General features: G+C 31.6%; 16 protein-coding genes. 10 read left to right on the plus strand and 6 right to left on the minus strand.

Translation table 11 applies throughout. The features are described 5' to 3' along the window. Positions 1 to 156: 156 nt before the first annotated feature. The 3 genes from PBN93_RS14605 to PBN93_RS14615 all read left to right on the plus strand — a co-directional run bounded on the left by PBN93_RS14605 (position 157) and on the right by PBN93_RS14615 (position 1,518). Positions 157 to 465 carry a hypothetical protein gene (locus PBN93_RS14605; protein ID WP_077399546.1) on the plus strand — a complete coding sequence of 103 codons (309 nt, stop codon included), beginning with the start codon at positions 157 to 159 and terminating at the stop codon, positions 463 to 465. A 246-nt stretch (positions 466 to 711) separates the two neighbouring features. After that, positions 712 to 1,017, plus strand: coding sequence for a hypothetical protein (locus PBN93_RS14610; RefSeq protein WP_077399549.1), 306 nt, complete (start codon positions 712 to 714; stop codon positions 1,015 to 1,017). 198 nt (positions 1,018 to 1,215) lie between these two features. Beyond that, positions 1,216 to 1,518, plus strand: coding sequence for an HPF/RaiA family ribosome-associated protein (locus PBN93_RS14615; protein WP_077399552.1), 303 nt, complete (start codon positions 1,216 to 1,218; stop codon positions 1,516 to 1,518). Positions 1,519 to 1,577: 59 nt separating this feature from the next. Here the strand turns inward: PBN93_RS14615 and PBN93_RS14620 are convergent, their stop codons facing one another. Continuing rightward, positions 1,578 to 3,554 carry an alpha-ketoacid dehydrogenase subunit alpha/beta gene (locus tag PBN93_RS14620; RefSeq protein ID WP_271080966.1) on the minus strand — a complete coding sequence of 659 codons (1,977 nt, stop codon included), beginning with the start codon at positions 3,552 to 3,554 and terminating at the stop codon, positions 1,578 to 1,580. A gap of 127 nt (positions 3,555 to 3,681) precedes the next feature. Between PBN93_RS14620 and PBN93_RS14625 the strand changes: the two genes are divergently transcribed. From PBN93_RS14625 to PBN93_RS14645, 5 genes are all read left to right on the plus strand, one after another. Further along, complete coding sequence (locus PBN93_RS14625; RefSeq protein WP_077399558.1) at positions 3,682 to 4,632, plus strand: isopenicillin N synthase family dioxygenase; 951 nt, start codon at positions 3,682 to 3,684, stop codon at positions 4,630 to 4,632. A gap of 125 nt (positions 4,633 to 4,757) precedes the next feature. Then, positions 4,758 to 5,087 carry a translation initiation factor gene (locus PBN93_RS14630; RefSeq protein ID WP_077399561.1) on the plus strand — a complete coding sequence of 110 codons (330 nt, stop codon included), beginning with the start codon at positions 4,758 to 4,760 and terminating at the stop codon, positions 5,085 to 5,087. 69 nt (positions 5,088 to 5,156) lie between these two features. Further along, positions 5,157 to 6,089 carry a DUF1835 domain-containing protein gene (locus PBN93_RS14635; protein WP_077399565.1) on the plus strand — a complete coding sequence of 311 codons (933 nt, stop codon included), beginning with the start codon at positions 5,157 to 5,159 and terminating at the stop codon, positions 6,087 to 6,089. Between the two features lies 1 nt (position 6,090). Further along, positions 6,091 to 6,957, plus strand: a complete 867-nt coding sequence (locus PBN93_RS14640) for a nucleoside phosphorylase (RefSeq protein WP_077399568.1) — start codon at positions 6,091 to 6,093, stop codon at positions 6,955 to 6,957. A gap of 6 nt (positions 6,958 to 6,963) precedes the next feature. Continuing rightward, a complete protein-coding gene (locus PBN93_RS14645) occupies positions 6,964 to 7,809 on the plus strand; it encodes a substrate-binding domain-containing protein (protein ID WP_077399571.1) in 846 nt (281 codons plus the stop codon). Between the two features lie 12 nt (positions 7,810 to 7,821). Here PBN93_RS14645 and PBN93_RS14650 read toward each other — a convergent pair whose 3' ends face one another. Then, the gene (locus PBN93_RS14650) at positions 7,822 to 8,487 is read right to left on the minus strand and encodes a uracil-DNA glycosylase (protein WP_271080967.1); all 666 of its coding nucleotides are present in this window, start codon (positions 8,485 to 8,487) and stop codon (positions 7,822 to 7,824) included. Positions 8,488 to 8,553: 66 nt separating this feature from the next. On the opposite strand from PBN93_RS14650, the gene PBN93_RS14655 reads away from it, so the two are divergent. After that, entirely contained in the window at positions 8,554 to 10,050 is a 1,497-nt protein-coding gene (locus PBN93_RS14655) for a YfcC family protein (RefSeq protein ID WP_271080968.1), read from the plus strand. An 82-nt stretch (positions 10,051 to 10,132) separates the two neighbouring features. After that, positions 10,133 to 11,464, plus strand: coding sequence for an alkaline phosphatase D family protein (locus PBN93_RS14660; protein WP_271080969.1), 1,332 nt, complete (start codon positions 10,133 to 10,135; stop codon positions 11,462 to 11,464). 155 nt (positions 11,465 to 11,619) lie between these two features. Here the strand turns inward: PBN93_RS14660 and PBN93_RS14665 are convergent, their stop codons facing one another. The 4 genes from PBN93_RS14665 to PBN93_RS14680 all read right to left on the minus strand — a co-directional run bounded on the left by PBN93_RS14665 (position 11,620) and on the right by PBN93_RS14680 (position 15,068). Continuing rightward, positions 11,620 to 12,231 (minus strand): DEAD/DEAH box helicase, encoded by a 612-nt coding sequence (locus tag PBN93_RS14665; RefSeq protein ID WP_077399584.1) that lies wholly within the window; start codon positions 12,229 to 12,231, stop codon positions 11,620 to 11,622. Positions 12,232 to 12,275: 44 nt separating this feature from the next. Further along, positions 12,276 to 12,746 (minus strand): OsmC family protein, encoded by a 471-nt coding sequence (locus tag PBN93_RS14670; RefSeq protein ID WP_077399587.1) that lies wholly within the window; start codon positions 12,744 to 12,746, stop codon positions 12,276 to 12,278. A 229-nt stretch (positions 12,747 to 12,975) separates the two neighbouring features. After that, positions 12,976 to 13,818 (minus strand): 1,4-dihydroxy-2-naphthoyl-CoA synthase, encoded by an 843-nt coding sequence (locus PBN93_RS14675; RefSeq protein WP_171974459.1) that lies wholly within the window; start codon positions 13,816 to 13,818, stop codon positions 12,976 to 12,978. An 11-nt stretch (positions 13,819 to 13,829) separates the two neighbouring features. Beyond that, on the minus strand, positions 13,830 to 15,068 hold the full coding sequence (locus tag PBN93_RS14680) for a glycosyltransferase (protein ID WP_077399590.1): 1,239 nt from the start codon (positions 15,066 to 15,068) through the stop codon (positions 13,830 to 13,832). Between the last annotated feature and the right edge of the window lie 10 nt (positions 15,069 to 15,078).

The raw sequence follows: 15,078 nt of genomic DNA on the forward strand, positions 1-15,078 counted from the left end.
TTAAAACACCAGTAAAATATGAAGGTTAAAAATACCTCACTTTCTAAAGAAAAAAACAAGATAAAAAAAGTGAAAATATTTTCATTTTACATTCCAAAACAAGATCCAAGGATTATAACTAAAACGTAAATAGGGTTTAACCTTAAACAAAACACAATGAGAACACTAAGTATTATTTTATTTGCTTTAGCTACAGCTGTTACAACATCGTTTACAACAGCATCATTTACGGGAACCTATGATGGTTTTGAAGATGAAATGTATGTGTTTACTACTGATGAAGGACAAACTATGGAGTTTGATGAAGTTAGTCCTGAAACTTTAGAGAAATACGACTTATCTGATGAGTCTTTTCAAGGTAAAACTTTTAAAGTAACCTACCAAACTGTTACTTATACTGATGATGAAACTGAAGAAGAAGAAATTAAAAACATTTTAACTGACTTAAAATTATTAGAAGAGTAACATAACCAACAAAAAGCGTTACTAATGTGTAACGCTTTTTACTATTAATTGTAAATAATACAAGTTTTAACATATTTTCTTGAGATATTTCTAATATTCTGATTTATAGTCGATTAATAATATTAAATATGTTAAATATGTAACAATTAATAGCTAAAAATGTAATTAAAATATTTTTTATAACATCTAAACCCATTTATGGAGCGTAGATATAACAGTTATTAACCCTAAATAAATTTGAACACTATGAAAACTTTATCAATTGTATTATTTGCTTTAGCTACGGCTGTAACAACTTTAGTATCAACAGAAAGCGTAACGGCTACGTATGACGGTTTTGAAAATGAAACTTATCAATTTTCTGACGAAGATGGAGCTACTTTAGAATTTCAAGGATTGAGTTCTGAAGCATTAGGTAAGTACGACTTAACTGATGAGTCTTTTAAAGGCAAGACATTTATAATTACCTATGAGTCTGAAACAGTTGTAGACGATGAAACTGAAGAAGAAATAACAACAAATATTATTACAGACTTAGAATTACAAGAATAATTGCTTAAACCTGTTAATTTATTAAAAGCGTAGCTATTTTAGCTATGCTTTTTTTATTATTAGTAATAATGCAAACTATTAATTTTTAATACCTTAAATTAAACTTTAAATACTAATTTTTAACTTTAATATAATATTAGGTTTAAACATTTGATTTTTTAGTGTACTATATGTATCTTCAAATAAAATACTAGACCTATGAACATAAACTTTCACTACGATGGGGTTACAGCAAGTAACCGTTTAGAAATATTTGCCGCAAAAAAAATTGATAAACTTTTAAATAAGTATGACTTTATTGTGAGTGCAGACATTTTCTTTAAAAAAGAAAATACAACTTCTCCTGAAAAAGGTAAAGTAATTGGTGTTAGGTTAAGCGCACCTGGCCCTAGATTATTTTCAGAATCTAGTGAAGCCTCTTATGAAGCAGCTATTACAGCTAGTGTAGACGATTTAAGCAGACAATTAGAAAAAAGAAAAGCTAAAATGAAAACGCATTAATTGTGTGTTTCCATTTTAACTTTTTACAAGTTTAAAATTGTTTAAAAACTGTTAGTGTATTAGTACGCTAACAGTTTTTTTAATTCTTCATTAAACCTGTTTTTAGGTTGGTAATTATACTCTAAATCTTTAGCAAAAGGAATTGGTGTTTCTAAACTTGCTACACGCTTTACTGGTGCATCTAAACACTCAAAACAATCTTCCATTACCATTGCAGAAATATCACTTGCAATACCTCCAAATAAACTATCTTCTTGTAAAATTATAAGTCGACCTGTTTTTTTTACAGATGCATATATAGTGTCCTTATCCAAAGGAGCTAATGAGCGTAAATCTATAAGATCTGCGCTAATTTCTGGAGTGTTTTCTAAAGACTCTAAAGCCCAATGCACACCTGCCCCATAACTAACAATGGTTACAGATGTACCTTCTTTAATTAGGCTTGCTTTTCCAATTGGTAAAGTATAATAATCTTCTGGAACATCTTGGTAAACGCTCCTGTACAGTGCTTTGTGTTCAAAAAATAAAACAGGGTTTGGATCTTCAATTGCTGTTGCTAACAAACCTTTAGCATCATAAGGAAAAGCTGGGTAAACCACTTTTAAACCCGGTGTTTTTGTAAACCAGGCTTCATTTGTTTGTGAATGAAATGGCCCTGCACCTACACCACCACCACAGGGCATACGTACTACCACATCTGCGTTTTCTGCCCAACGGTAATGAGACTTGGCCAATAAATTTACAATTGGATTAAAACCACTACTAACAAAATCTGCAAATTGCATTTCTACAACAGCTTTGTGCCCGTTAATAGATAAACCCATTGCTGTAGAAACAATAGCAGATTCACAAATTGGTGTGTTACGTACCCGTTCTGTACCAAACTCGGCTACAAAACCCTCTGTAATTTTAAAAACACCACCATATTCTGCAACATCTTGTCCCATTATTACAAGATTTTCAAACTTATCCATAGCTTGTTTTAAGCCTTCAGATATAGCATCAACCAATCTAATATTTTTTATATTAGCTGCAGGCGTAATGGCTTTAAATTCAAATGGTTTATACACATCATTTAATTCGTTTTCTATGGTAGCCGTTATTGCGGGCTCCTCAAACGCAACTTGTAAATTGTCATTAATTTCCGCTTTAAAATCAGCTTTTATACTGGCTATTAAATTATCTGTTAGTACCTCGTTTTTCTTTAAAAAATCTTCATAATTTGTGATAGGGTCTTTTTTAGCCCACTCTTCTAACAAATTATCTGGCACATAAGCAGTACCACTAGCCTCTTCATGACCACGCATTCTAAAAGTTAAAAACTCTATTAAAACAGGTCTAGGGTTTTTTCTAATACTCTCACACAATTTAGTTACTTTGCCGTAAACCTCTAATATATTGTTACCATCTATTTGGTGAGACTCTATACCGTAACCAATACCTTTATCTACAAGATGTTCACAGTAATATTGTTCTTTAGTTGGTGTAGATAAGCCGTAGCCATTATTTTCTATACAAAATAAAACAGGTAATTGCCATACAGCAGCAACGTTTAAAGCTTCGTGAAAATCACCTTCACTTGTTGCACCTTCTCCTGTAAATACAGCTGTAACCTTACCATTATCCTTTAACTTGTTTGCTAAAGCAATACCGTCTGCAACTCCTAATTGGGGTCCAAGGTGAGATATCATCCCAACAATATTATATTCTTGTGTGCCAAAGTGAAAACTACGGTCTCTACCTTTGGTAAAGCCGTTTGCTTTACCTTGCCACTGAGAAAAAAGTCTGTATAACGGAATATCTCTGGTAGTAAAAACACCCAAATTACGATGCATTGGAAGAATATATTCATTTTTTTGTAAGGCACTTGTGACACCAACAGCAATGGCCTCCTGACCAATACCACTAAACCACTTAGAAATTTTGCCTTGTCGTAATAAAATAAGCATTTTTTCTTCAATTAAACGCGGCTTTATCATACGTTTGTACAGTAATAACTGCTCTTCTAAAGAAATTGTTTCGTTATTGAATTCCATTTAGCGGAAAATTTTATAAATTGAAAATTAAAAGTAACAAATAAGAAGAGATGTTGTTACAAAAATCAATAATTTATCAGAAAATGTTAGATTATTATTAAATTTGAATATAAAAACATAGTAAACGATGAGTTCTATTCCAAGTGTCAATTTACAGGAATTTTTATCTGACGATAATACACAAAAAGAAAAGTTTATCAAGGAAATTGGTAGTGCTTTTGAGAATATTGGCTTTGTAGCCTTAAGTGGTCACTTTTTATCTGATGAGTTAGTGGCAGATTTATATGAAGAAATTAAAGTCTTTTTTAATCAACCTCAAGAATTAAAAGATAGTTATGAAATTGAAGGTATTGGCGGTCAGCGTGGTTATACCTCTTTTGGTAAAGAACACGCCAAAGGTAAAAAAGAAGGAGATTTAAAAGAGTTTTGGCATTTTGGACAATATGTAGAAAATGATCCTAAGTTAGAAGCAGAATACCCAGACAATGTAATTGTAAAAGAACAACCAAAATTTAATGCTGTTGGTAAAGAAACATTTAAAATGTTAGAGAAAACAGCTAAATATGTGCTTAGAGCACTTGCTTTACACTTAAATTTAGAAGAAACGTATTTTGATGATTACATTAAAAACGGTAATTCTATTTTAAGACCTATACACTACCCGCCTATTAAAGATGAACCTAAAAATGCTGTACGTGCAGCAGCCCACGGAGATATAAACCTTATTACATTGTTAATGGGTGCACATGGTAAAGGGTTACAGGTTAAAAACCACAATGGAGAATGGGTAGATGCAATTGCACGCCCAGACCAACTTATGATAAATGTTGGTGATATGTTGTCTAGATTAACAAATAACAAACTAAAATCTACCATACACCAAGTTGTTAACCCACCACGCGAGCTTTGGGGAACTTCTCGTTATTCTATTCCGTTTTTTATGCACCCAGTTAGTGAAATGCCACTAAATTGCTTAGATAACTGTGTAGATGAAAACAACCCAAAGCAGTTTGAAGATATTACTGCTGGTGAATTTCTTCACGAAAGATTAATAGAATTAGGACTTATTAAGGAGTAATAATTTTTATAAGACGTAAATAAAAACAACTAAATATTGGCATTTAAAATTCCAGTATTTGGTTGTTTTTTCTTTTTTATATTGATAAAACACCTAAATAAAGCATTAAACCAATATTTAATACAATGGATTTACAAGACCAGTTAAAAAACCTTTTTCCAGATCATAAACCAACTGAAGATGTAGAAAAAAAAGCACCAAAAAGTGATATTTGGATGCAAGAAGACCCTATAATTTGTAAGTACGAGAAAAGAAAAGGTAAGCCAATAACTATACTAGAAGGATATACCGGTGCCGATGCAGATTTTAAATTATTAGCTAAAGAATTAAAGCAAAAACTTAGTGTTGGTGGTAGTTTTAAAAATGATAGTATTATTATTCAGGGTGACTATAGAGATCAGATAATGAGCATATTAAAAGAGAAAGGTTTTAACGTAAAACGCGTTGGCGGTTAAAATTGTTAATTTTTTTTTGATTATTTAGATAAAAATGTAATTTTAAGAGTTCAAATCTAGAATACTACTATGAGTTCTACCTTACACATAACCAACGGAGGAAACTTTACAGATAGATTGAAAAACTTACCTATAAAAGGAGACATTATTACTTGGAATGAGATGTTATGCGAAGGCAAAACATTAAACAATGTGGGTAGTGAGAACTTCTGGAAAACTAGGTTTGATTTTTTAAGCAAAAACTATAAAGTTACAAAAGCAAAGTTTATAGATCTTACCCTAAAGGAATACAGGTCTTTATGCAACCATAAAAAAGAAGATAAAATTATTTTATGGTTTGAGTATGACTTGTTTTGCCAAATTAATATGCTTGCTGTAGTAAGTTGGCTAAAAATGCACCGTAGATATGCAGAAATATCTATTGTTTGTAGTGGTAAAATTGAAGGAGAAACAAAACTTTTTAGCTTATCTGAGTTAACTGATGATCAACTGCTAAACCATTATGAAGAACGTACTTTTTTACGACAGGATGATATAGAGTATGCAGATTATATTTGGCAGTTATATTGTAGTGATAACCCTATACGATTAGAAAACTTAACTGATTTTGATAAATATAGATTTCCGTATCTAGAAAAAGCTATAGAATTACATTTACAACGTTTTCCATCAATTAAAAATGGTTTAAATGCTGTAGAAAATAATCTGCTAAAATTGGCATCAGACCAAAAGCCAAAAACTAAAAATGATTTTGTTAAAAATTTACTTTTAGCAGATAATAGTTATGGGTTTGGTGATATACAATATCAAAAAATAATTACTTCTTTAAAACCTTTATTTGGTTCTTTTAATCCTGTTAAATTAACAAAAAAAGGAAAAGAAATACTAGAACAACAAACAAGTTATTACTCTTGTATACAAGATAATGACATTTATTTGGGAGGTGCATTAAAATACAACTTTTTGTACAATACCAATACAGACAGAATTCTTAAATTATAATATGCAATTAAGTCCATCGGAGTTAATACTAAATGCTGACAATAGCATTTATCACCTTAATATATTACCAGAAGATATAGCTACTACCATAATTACAGTTGGTGACCCTGACAGAGTTGGTGAAGTGTCTAAATATTTTGATACTATTGAACTAAAAAAAGGAAAAAGAGAGTTTATAACGCACACCGGTACATTAAAAGGAAAACGTATTTCTGTTATATCAACAGGTATTGGTACAGATAATATAGATATTGTTTTAAACGAATTAGACGCTTTAGTAAACATAGATTTTGCTACAAGAACTATTAAAGAAAAGAAAACAACTTTAGATATTATTAGAATTGGTACATCTGGTGCAATACAAGCAGATATTCCTATAAATTCTTTTTTACTAAGTGAATATGCTATTGGTTTAGATAGCTTGTTACAATTTTATGATAGTAAACACGTACAGCATTCAGAAATTCAAGATGCTTTTGTTGCACATACAAATTGGGCAAAAGATAAATCTACGCCTTATGTGGTTACTTGTAGCGCAGAATTGGCAGATATAATATACTCAGATAAACTTGTAAAAGGTTTTACTGCTACAAATGTTGGTTTTTATGGTCCTCAAGGGAGAATTTTACGCTTAAATACTCAGGATAATCAGTTAAACAACAAAATAGCATCGTTTAAACATAATAGTTTAAAAGTTACCAATTTAGAAATGGAGACAGCTGGTATTTATGGTTTAGCAAAATTACTTGGTCATAATGCATTATCATTAAATGCTATTTTGGCTAATAGAGCTAACGGAGAGTTTTCTGTAACACCTACAGAAACCGTAGAAGAATTAATAAAATATACACTTAACAAGCTAACATAACTTTTTTTGAAAACAGTTAAAATAATTGGAGTTCCGGAGCATTTTAATTTACCTTGGCATTTAGCCATAGAAGAAAATGCATTTAAAGACCGAGGTATTAATTTAGAATGGACAGACATTCCTGAAGGTACAGGAAGAATGTGCCAAATGCTTGCTGATAATGAAACAGATATAGCTATTATACTTACAGAAGGTTTAGTAAAGAGTATTACTGCAGGTACAAAAGCTAAAATAGTACAAGAATACATTGCAACACCTTTATTATGGGGAATTCATGTTGGCGCAAATAGTAAATACCAGACTATAGATGATCTTATAAATACCAAAGCAGCAATTAGTAGGTTTGGTAGTGGTAGTCATTTAATGGCGTATGTAAATGCGCAAAATGAAGGTTGGGACACCAGCAAATTACAGTTTGAGATTATTAATAACTTAGATGGTGCTGTAGAAGGATTAACAAATGGTACTGCAGATTATTTTATGTGGGAACATTTTACCACAAAACCTTTGGTAGATAATGGAACTTTTAGGAGAGTGGCAGACTGCCCTACTCCTTGGCCTTGTTTTGTAATTGCTGCAACAGATAGTTTTATTGCAAACAATTCTGGAACACTACAACATATTTTAGAAGTTATTAATATGTATACTGAAGAATTTAAAACCATACCAAGTATAGACCGTACACTTGCAAATAGGTACGAGCAACAATTGGGAGACATACAAGAATGGTTGTCTAAAACACGTTGGAGCCAGTCACAACTAAACACAAAAACCTTAGAAAAAGTACAAGACACGTTGCTTTCTTTAGATTTAATAGATAAGAAACTAGACAGTAGTTCTATTTTACTATAATAATTAGCTCAATTACCATTCTATCTGTGCCTTTCCACTATCTTTTAGAATGGTATTTGCAGCACTAAAGTGTTTGTTACCAAACCAATATCCTCTGTTTGCACTTAATGGTGATGGATGTCCGCTTGTTAAAATATAATGTTTATTTGTATCAATTAATTTCGATTTCTTTTTGGCATATCCGCCCCAAAGCATAAAAATAACACCTTTTTTTTCTTCAGATATTCTTTTTATAATAGTATCTGTAAACGTTTCCCATCCTTTTTTTTGATGACTACCTGCTTCGTGTGCTCTAACAGTTAATGTTGCGTTTAATAACAAAACTCCCTGTTTGGCCCATCGTTCTAAATTACCACTTATAGGATATGTAATGTTTAAATCGGTCTCTAACTCTTTAAAAATATTTATTAGTGACGGCGGATGTTTAATACCGTCTTTCACAGAAAAACACAATCCGTTTGCTTGGTGTGGCCCGTGATAAGGATCCTGGCCAATAATTACCACTTTAGTGTTAGACAAAGAACAATGGTTAAAAGCTGCAAAAATTTCTTTTGTAGCAGGGTAACATATAGTTGTTTTATATTCTTTAGTTACAAAAGAACTTAATTCTTTAAAATATTCTTTTTCAAACTCTGGTAAAATAATATGACTCCAACTTTCTGGTATACTTGCTTTCATTCTTTATCAAAACTAATTAATCCACTAAAATAATATTATCTTTAAACCCTTGAAAAAATATACGCATTGAAAAAATTAAAATTCCCTTCTGCACAAGCAATTTTATTAGTAATAGCAGCGCTTGTAGCTGTTTTAACTTACTTGGTCCCTGCTGGTAAGTATAATACATTAACCTATAATGAAGCAGACAATACTTTTACCATAAATAGTGGAAATGAATCTTCTACAGTATCCGCAACGCAAGAAACGTTAACTACATTCCAAATAAACATTCCGTTACAAAAATTTAAAAACGGAGATATTAGAAAGCCTATTGGTATACCGGATACATATAAAGAAATTGATGCACAGCCACAAGGTGTAGCTTCATTTTTAAAATCACCCATTAAAGGAATTATTGATGCGGCAGATATTATTTTTTTAGTATTAATTATTGGTGGTTTAATTGCTATTATGAATTTAACTGGTGCTTTTGATGCTGGAATTGCTTGGTTGGCAAAAAAATTACAAGGAAAAGAATACATTTTAATAATTTTAGTAACCTGCTTAATTGCTTTAGGCGGAACAACTTTTGGTTTAGAAGAAGAAACAATAGCCTTCTACCCTATTTTAATTCCTATATTTTTAGCGGCTAAATATGATGCATTGGTTGCATTGGCATCTATATATATTGGGTCTTGTATAGGGACTTTGGCTTCTACTATAAATCCGTTTAGTGTTATTATAGCATCTAATGCTGCTGGCATAAACTGGACCTCTGGTATAGATGGTAGAATTATTACATTGGTCTTAGGTTTAATAATTTGTATTGCATATATAATTAGATATGCGCAACGTATAAAAAAAGACCCTACCAAATCTATTATTTACGACCAAAAAGCAGAAATTGAACAATTATTTGGATCAGACACTAGTAAAACTAACTTAAAGTTAACAGCAAGACTGCGTTTAATATTACTTGTATTTACCGCTTGTTTTGTTGTAATGGTCTATGGAGTATCTAGTTTAGATTGGTGGTTTGTAGAAATGACAACGGTATTTTTAGTAGGTTCTATAATAATAGGTGTTATTGCAAAAATTAAGGAGGCACAGTTTATAGATACTTTTGTAAAAGGGGCCGGAGAATTATTAGGTGTAGCTTTTATTATAGGTATTGCTAAAGGTGTAACGGTTTTAATGCAAGATGGTGCTATTGGAGATACATTATTGTACTATGCATCTAGTGTTACTAGTGGTATGGAAAAAGGAATTTTTATTAACTCGGTAATGTTAGTCTATAGCGGACTTTCATTTTTTATACCTTCTACATCTGGTATGGCTGTTTTAAGTATGCCTATTATGTCTCCATTAGCAGATACAGCTGGCATTGGCAGAGAAATAATTGTAAATGCTTACTTATATGGTATGGGATTATTTAAATTTATAAATCCTACTGGATTAATACTTGCTTCTTTAGCAATTGTAAAGGTTGGTTACAATAAATGGTTAAAGTTTGTATGGCCATTAGTTGCTATTTTAACTGTCTTTTTAATGATAGTGCTTACGGTATCTGTTTATATTTAATGTTCTAGTTTATGGACATTTAAAGTTTAATTAATAATGGTAATCTTTTTTTAATCTACATTTACTATTAATTTTTTTTTAAATGAGAAAGTATCTGCTTTTATTTTTACTGTGTATAACTAATTTATATTCTGTTGTTTCGCAAGATTTGTTGCAATCTGGCCCTATGGTTGGCTATTCTACAATGAAAGAAGTATTACTTTGGGTACAAACCACTAAAGCAGCAGAGGTACATTTTGTTTATTACGAGAAAGAAAATGCTAAACAAAGATTTACAACACAAAAGTATACTACAGAAGTCAATACTGGTTTTGTAGCTAAACTAATAGCAGATAAGGTTTTACCTGGTAAAAAATACGTGTATGAGCTGTTTGTAAATGGTAAAAAGATACAAAAAGATTACGCTATGGAGTTTGAGTCTCAACAACTATGGCAATGGAGAACAGACCCGCCAGAAGTTAACTTTGCTATTGGTAGCTGTAATTATGTAAATGAAGTGGAGTTTGATAGACCAGGAAAACCATATGGTAGCGATTTTGATATTTTTACAGCTATTCATAAAAAAAATCCAAACTTTATGCTTTGGTTGGGAGATAATACATACTTAAGAGAGCCAGATTGGGACTCTAGAACAGGTATATTTCATAGATACACACACACAAGGTCTTTACCAGAACTTCAGCCGTTGTTAGCTTCTACACACAATTATGCTATTTGGGACGATCATGATTATGGTCCAGATAACTCAAACAGTAGTTTTCCTTTAAAAGAAACTTCATCAGAAATTTTTAAACTATTTTGGGGTAATCCTAATTATGATGTTATTGATAAAGGTGGTATTACAGGTTCTTTTACATGGGCAGATTTAGAGTTCTTTTTATTAGATAATCGCTACTACAGAACTGCTAATAATAATTACACTACAGAAAGACAAATACTTGGTAAAACACAAATAGACTGGCTTATAAACGCCTTAACTACTAGTGATGCTCCTTTTAAGTTTCTTGTTATTGGCGGACAAGTAGTAAGTTCTGAAGCGATGTATGAAAACCACGCTACTTTCCCTAAAGAACGTAATTACTTAATTGAAAAAATACGTGAAGCAAAAATTGAAGGTGTTGTTTTTTTAGATGGAGACAGGCACCATACTGTATTAAGTCGTATGCAAGAAAATGATAACGTATATCCATTATATGACCTAACTTGTTCTTCATTAACAGCTGGCGCTAATACTAACAAAGAGCCTTTAAATGCTTACAAAATTGATGATACCATTGTTGGCCAACATAACTTTGGAATTTTAAATGTAAAAGGTCCACGTAAAGAACGTGAGCTTACTATTTCTATTTTTAATAAAGATGGTGAAGAGTTATGGACTAAAAAAATTAATGAGAAAGATTTAAAGTATAACTAAAAAGCAATTGCTTTTTGGTTATACTTTTATAGTATGTAATAGCTTCATTATAGTTCTAAAATACTTTCGTAGGTCGGACTAAAATTAAACTTCTCGTTTTTAATTAGAAAAGTGATACATTTTTATTTTTAAAAGTAACAGTTGCAAATAGAAAATTACAACTTCACAATCTGTGCAGAAGCCATAAATGAGTCTTGCATACGTTGCATACGGTCATCAAACTTAGTTCCAAAAACCAAATACTGACACTTGTTTATGCTTTCTGGTGTTCTAATTACCTCAGAAAACAGTTGTGGTTTAATTAAAAACTCAGCATCGTCTACAATAAACAATTGTAGCACGTTTAAGTTTATACCGTTAGTATAAAATATTTTATTTAACCTTTTAGGAGTGGCAATTACAATGTCTACACCATCATAAATATCATCCCTTTGGTCGTCTATATTTTGCTCCTCATAAGCACAGTACGTACGTATAGACATCCTAAATGTAAACTTATCAAACTCTTGCTTAAGTTCTAATGCAGCCTGTTTATCCTTAACAAAAATTAATGCTCTTGGCGCGTCTTCAAACTCTTCACATTTTAATTTTTGCAATGTGCTAATAACCAAAGCTGTTGTTTTACCAGATCCTTTAGGAGCTAAACCAAATATACTTGCACCACCCTTAATTTTTGAGAGTACTTTAGACTGAAACGGTGTTGGTTCAGTTATTTTTAAACGTTCTAGAGCTTCTTTTAATTCTGGATGTATTTTTTTAAACGACATCTTATATTTTTTTGTAGTTGTATAGTATTTACTAAGTAACCAATTTATGAAACAGTTATATTTGGTTTGTGGTCTATTTTAAAATTACATGAATTTGCTATAAAACACATTTTATTAGCTTGTTTATGTAATTCATTTGCTTTTTCTAACATTTTAGGATCTGTAATTATAACTTTTGGTTGTAAAGTTACCCCGGTAAATTTTCCGCTTCCATCTTCAGTTTCTTCCATAGTGCCAATAGCATTATCTACATAAGAATTTACCACAATTTTATGTACAGAGCATAAATGTAAATACCATAGCATATGACAAGAGGATAAGGAAGATAAAAAAAGGTCTTCAGGATTATATTTTGTTTTATCACCTAAAAATGAGGGATCTGATGACCCTTTAATTTCACCGTATTTGTGATTTGCTGTTATTGTATGGTTTCTATTATAAGATGTATAGTTTTGGGTACCATTACCCTCATTACCCGTCCACGCTACTGTTATCTCGTAATTGTGTTTTTTCATTCTTATAACTACTTATTAGCTGCTATTTTATACCACACACCATAATTGCAAAGGTACACAACAATAACTATTAGGTTAACAACATACATTTTATTTTATTACAAACCTTGTATACTTTAGCAGTGTAATTAAAGAGTATATAATTTTTCATTTTCATATAGTGTTCTCGTAAAAAGAGTCTTGTTTTTGCCAACAAGACTCTTTTTCATTTAAAACACTTATACCTTAATTAAGGAATCCACTTATTTTCACCAAAGTTTGGCTTACGTTTTTCTAAAAAGGCATTACGACCTTCTTTAGCTTCTTCTGTCATATACGCCAATCTAGTTGCTTCACCTGCAAAAACTTGCTGCCCTACCATACCATCATCTGTTAAGTTCATTGCAAACTTTAGCATTTTTATAGATGTTGGCGATTTTTCTAGTATTTCTTGTGCCCACTCATATGCAGTATCTTCTAACTCATCGTGTGGTATAACAGCATTAACCATTCCCATTTCATAAGCATCTTGAGCAGAGTAATTACGACCTAAAAAGAAAATTTCTCTAGCTTTTTTCTGTCCAACCATTTTAGCTAAATACGCAGAACCATAACCTCCATCAAAACTAGTAACATCTGCATCTGTTTGCTTAAATATTGCGTGTTCTTTACTTGCCAAAGTTAAATCGCACACTACATGCAAACTATGGCCACCACCAACAGCCCAACCAGGAACAACGGCAATTACCACTTTGGTCATAAAACGTATTAAACGCTGAACTTCTAAAATATTTAACCTATGCATACCATCTTCACCAACATACCCTTGGTGACCTCTGGCTTTTTGGTCTCCACCACTACAAAAAGAGTATACACCATCTTTACTAGAAGGCCCTTCTGCAGATAACAAAACAACACCTATAGATGTGTCTTCTTGCGCATCATAAAATGCTTTGTACAGCTCACTTGTAGTTTTTGGTCTAAACGCATTACGTACATCTGGTCTGTTAAACGCTATACGCGCTACACCATTGCACTTTTTATACGTAATATCTTCAAACTCCTGAGCAACTTTCCACTCAATATTTTTCATTTGTATAAATTTTAGGCTTCGTTTTTCTTTTCTTTTTCTGCTATCCATTTAGATAAGTATTTTGTACTCATCATACTATGGTGCTGTAGTAAACTACCAATAAAATTGGCGTTTCTATGCTTTTTTATATCTTTTTGCAAAGTACTAATTTTATTAGATAATTTATCCTCTAATTTAGATTTAGCATAATACGTATTTAGAATTTGTTTTCCGTTTTTTTGAGCTTGCAACCATTTAGTTTCATTGGTATACAAGCTTATAGCAGATGCAACAAAACTGTTAACTGTTGTTGATATATCTCCACCCCAAGGTAAAATACCTTGCATACCCTCTGCTCCTATTTGTGTGGTTACACTAGGTGTTCCGTTACGCATAGCATCTATTAATTTACCTTTTATACCTGCTCCAAAACGCAAGGGAGCTAAATTTACTTTAGTTTGTTGCATAATTTGGTCTACATCTTTTCCCCAACCGTGAACTAAAAACCCGGTTTTAGGGTTATGTTTTTCTGTAATTTGCTGCGGTAAATAAGCGCCATATATGTGTAGGTTTACTTCTGGTAACTCTTTACGTATTAGCGGCCAAATTTCTTTATGTAACCACAACGCAGCATCTACATTAGGCTTGTGTTTACCATTACCAATGCAAACAAAATCTTTTCTGTTTTTAAACAGCGGAAAATTAGTACTTGTACTTGTGTTTAACATAAACGGAATATGTAAAAGTAAAGAACTATCAATTTTAAAAGTATTTATTAGTAACTGCTCTTCAAACATAGAAATTATTAATGAAAAGTCGCATCTGTAAATACTTGCAATTTCTCTCTTTGTAATCTCTAATTCTTTTAAAGCTTCTTCATTAGGTTGTAATTTTCCTTTTTTAAACGCTTCTTCTCTAGCTTTACGTAAAAAATGAAGATCTTCTGTATCTAAAATTCGCAATGCATTTGGTACAACTTGTGCTACGCGCCATCCAAATTGTTCTTCAGTTAAAAATCGATCAAAAACAACAATATCTGGATTTAGTTTTGCTATAAAACTATTAAAGCTATCACTATTTAATTTTATTTCCTGTTCTAGCACTCCTAAAGATGAAAAATCTACAGAGTACAAAGATTTTGCCGCTGTACTAGCAAATGTTACGGTATAGTTTTGCTTTTTAAAAAAGTTTATTAGCTGTAAAATTCTGCCACCTGCCGCAGTGGTGGTGGGCTCTGGCCACACAAAACCAATAAATAAAACATTTTTCACGCTAAAAGAT

It is taken from the genome of Cellulophaga omnivescoria (assembly GCF_027915275.1).
Lineage (GTDB): Bacteria > Bacteroidota > Bacteroidia > Flavobacteriales > Flavobacteriaceae > Cellulophaga > Cellulophaga omnivescoria.

Excerpts from the sequence above, each read along its gene's own strand:
- PBN93_RS14605 (WP_077399546.1), top strand. The coding sequence starts at position 157 with ATGAGAACACTAAGTATTATTTTATTTGCTTTAGCTACAGCTGTTACA.
- PBN93_RS14610 (WP_077399549.1), top strand. The coding sequence starts at position 712 with ATGAAAACTTTATCAATTGTATTATTTGCTTTAGCTACGGCTGTAACA.
- PBN93_RS14615 (WP_077399552.1), top strand. The coding sequence starts at position 1,216 with ATGAACATAAACTTTCACTACGATGGGGTTACAGCAAGTAACCGTTTA.
- PBN93_RS14620 (WP_271080966.1), bottom strand. The coding sequence starts at position 3,554 with ATGGAATTCAATAACGAAACAATTTCTTTAGAAGAGCAGTTATTACTG.
- PBN93_RS14625 (WP_077399558.1), top strand. The coding sequence starts at position 3,682 with ATGAGTTCTATTCCAAGTGTCAATTTACAGGAATTTTTATCTGACGAT.
- PBN93_RS14630 (WP_077399561.1), top strand. The coding sequence starts at position 4,758 with ATGGATTTACAAGACCAGTTAAAAAACCTTTTTCCAGATCATAAACCA.
- PBN93_RS14635 (WP_077399565.1), top strand. The coding sequence starts at position 5,157 with ATGAGTTCTACCTTACACATAACCAACGGAGGAAACTTTACAGATAGA.
- PBN93_RS14640 (WP_077399568.1), top strand. The coding sequence starts at position 6,091 with ATGCAATTAAGTCCATCGGAGTTAATACTAAATGCTGACAATAGCATT.
- PBN93_RS14650 (WP_271080967.1), bottom strand. The coding sequence starts at position 8,487 with ATGAAAGCAAGTATACCAGAAAGTTGGAGTCATATTATTTTACCAGAG.
- PBN93_RS14660 (WP_271080969.1), top strand. The coding sequence starts at position 10,133 with ATGAGAAAGTATCTGCTTTTATTTTTACTGTGTATAACTAATTTATAT.
- PBN93_RS14665 (WP_077399584.1), bottom strand. The coding sequence starts at position 12,231 with ATGTCGTTTAAAAAAATACATCCAGAATTAAAAGAAGCTCTAGAACGT.
- PBN93_RS14670 (WP_077399587.1), bottom strand. The coding sequence starts at position 12,746 with ATGAAAAAACACAATTACGAGATAACAGTAGCGTGGACGGGTAATGAG.
- PBN93_RS14675 (WP_171974459.1), bottom strand. The coding sequence starts at position 13,818 with ATGAAAAATATTGAGTGGAAAGTTGCTCAGGAGTTTGAAGATATTACG.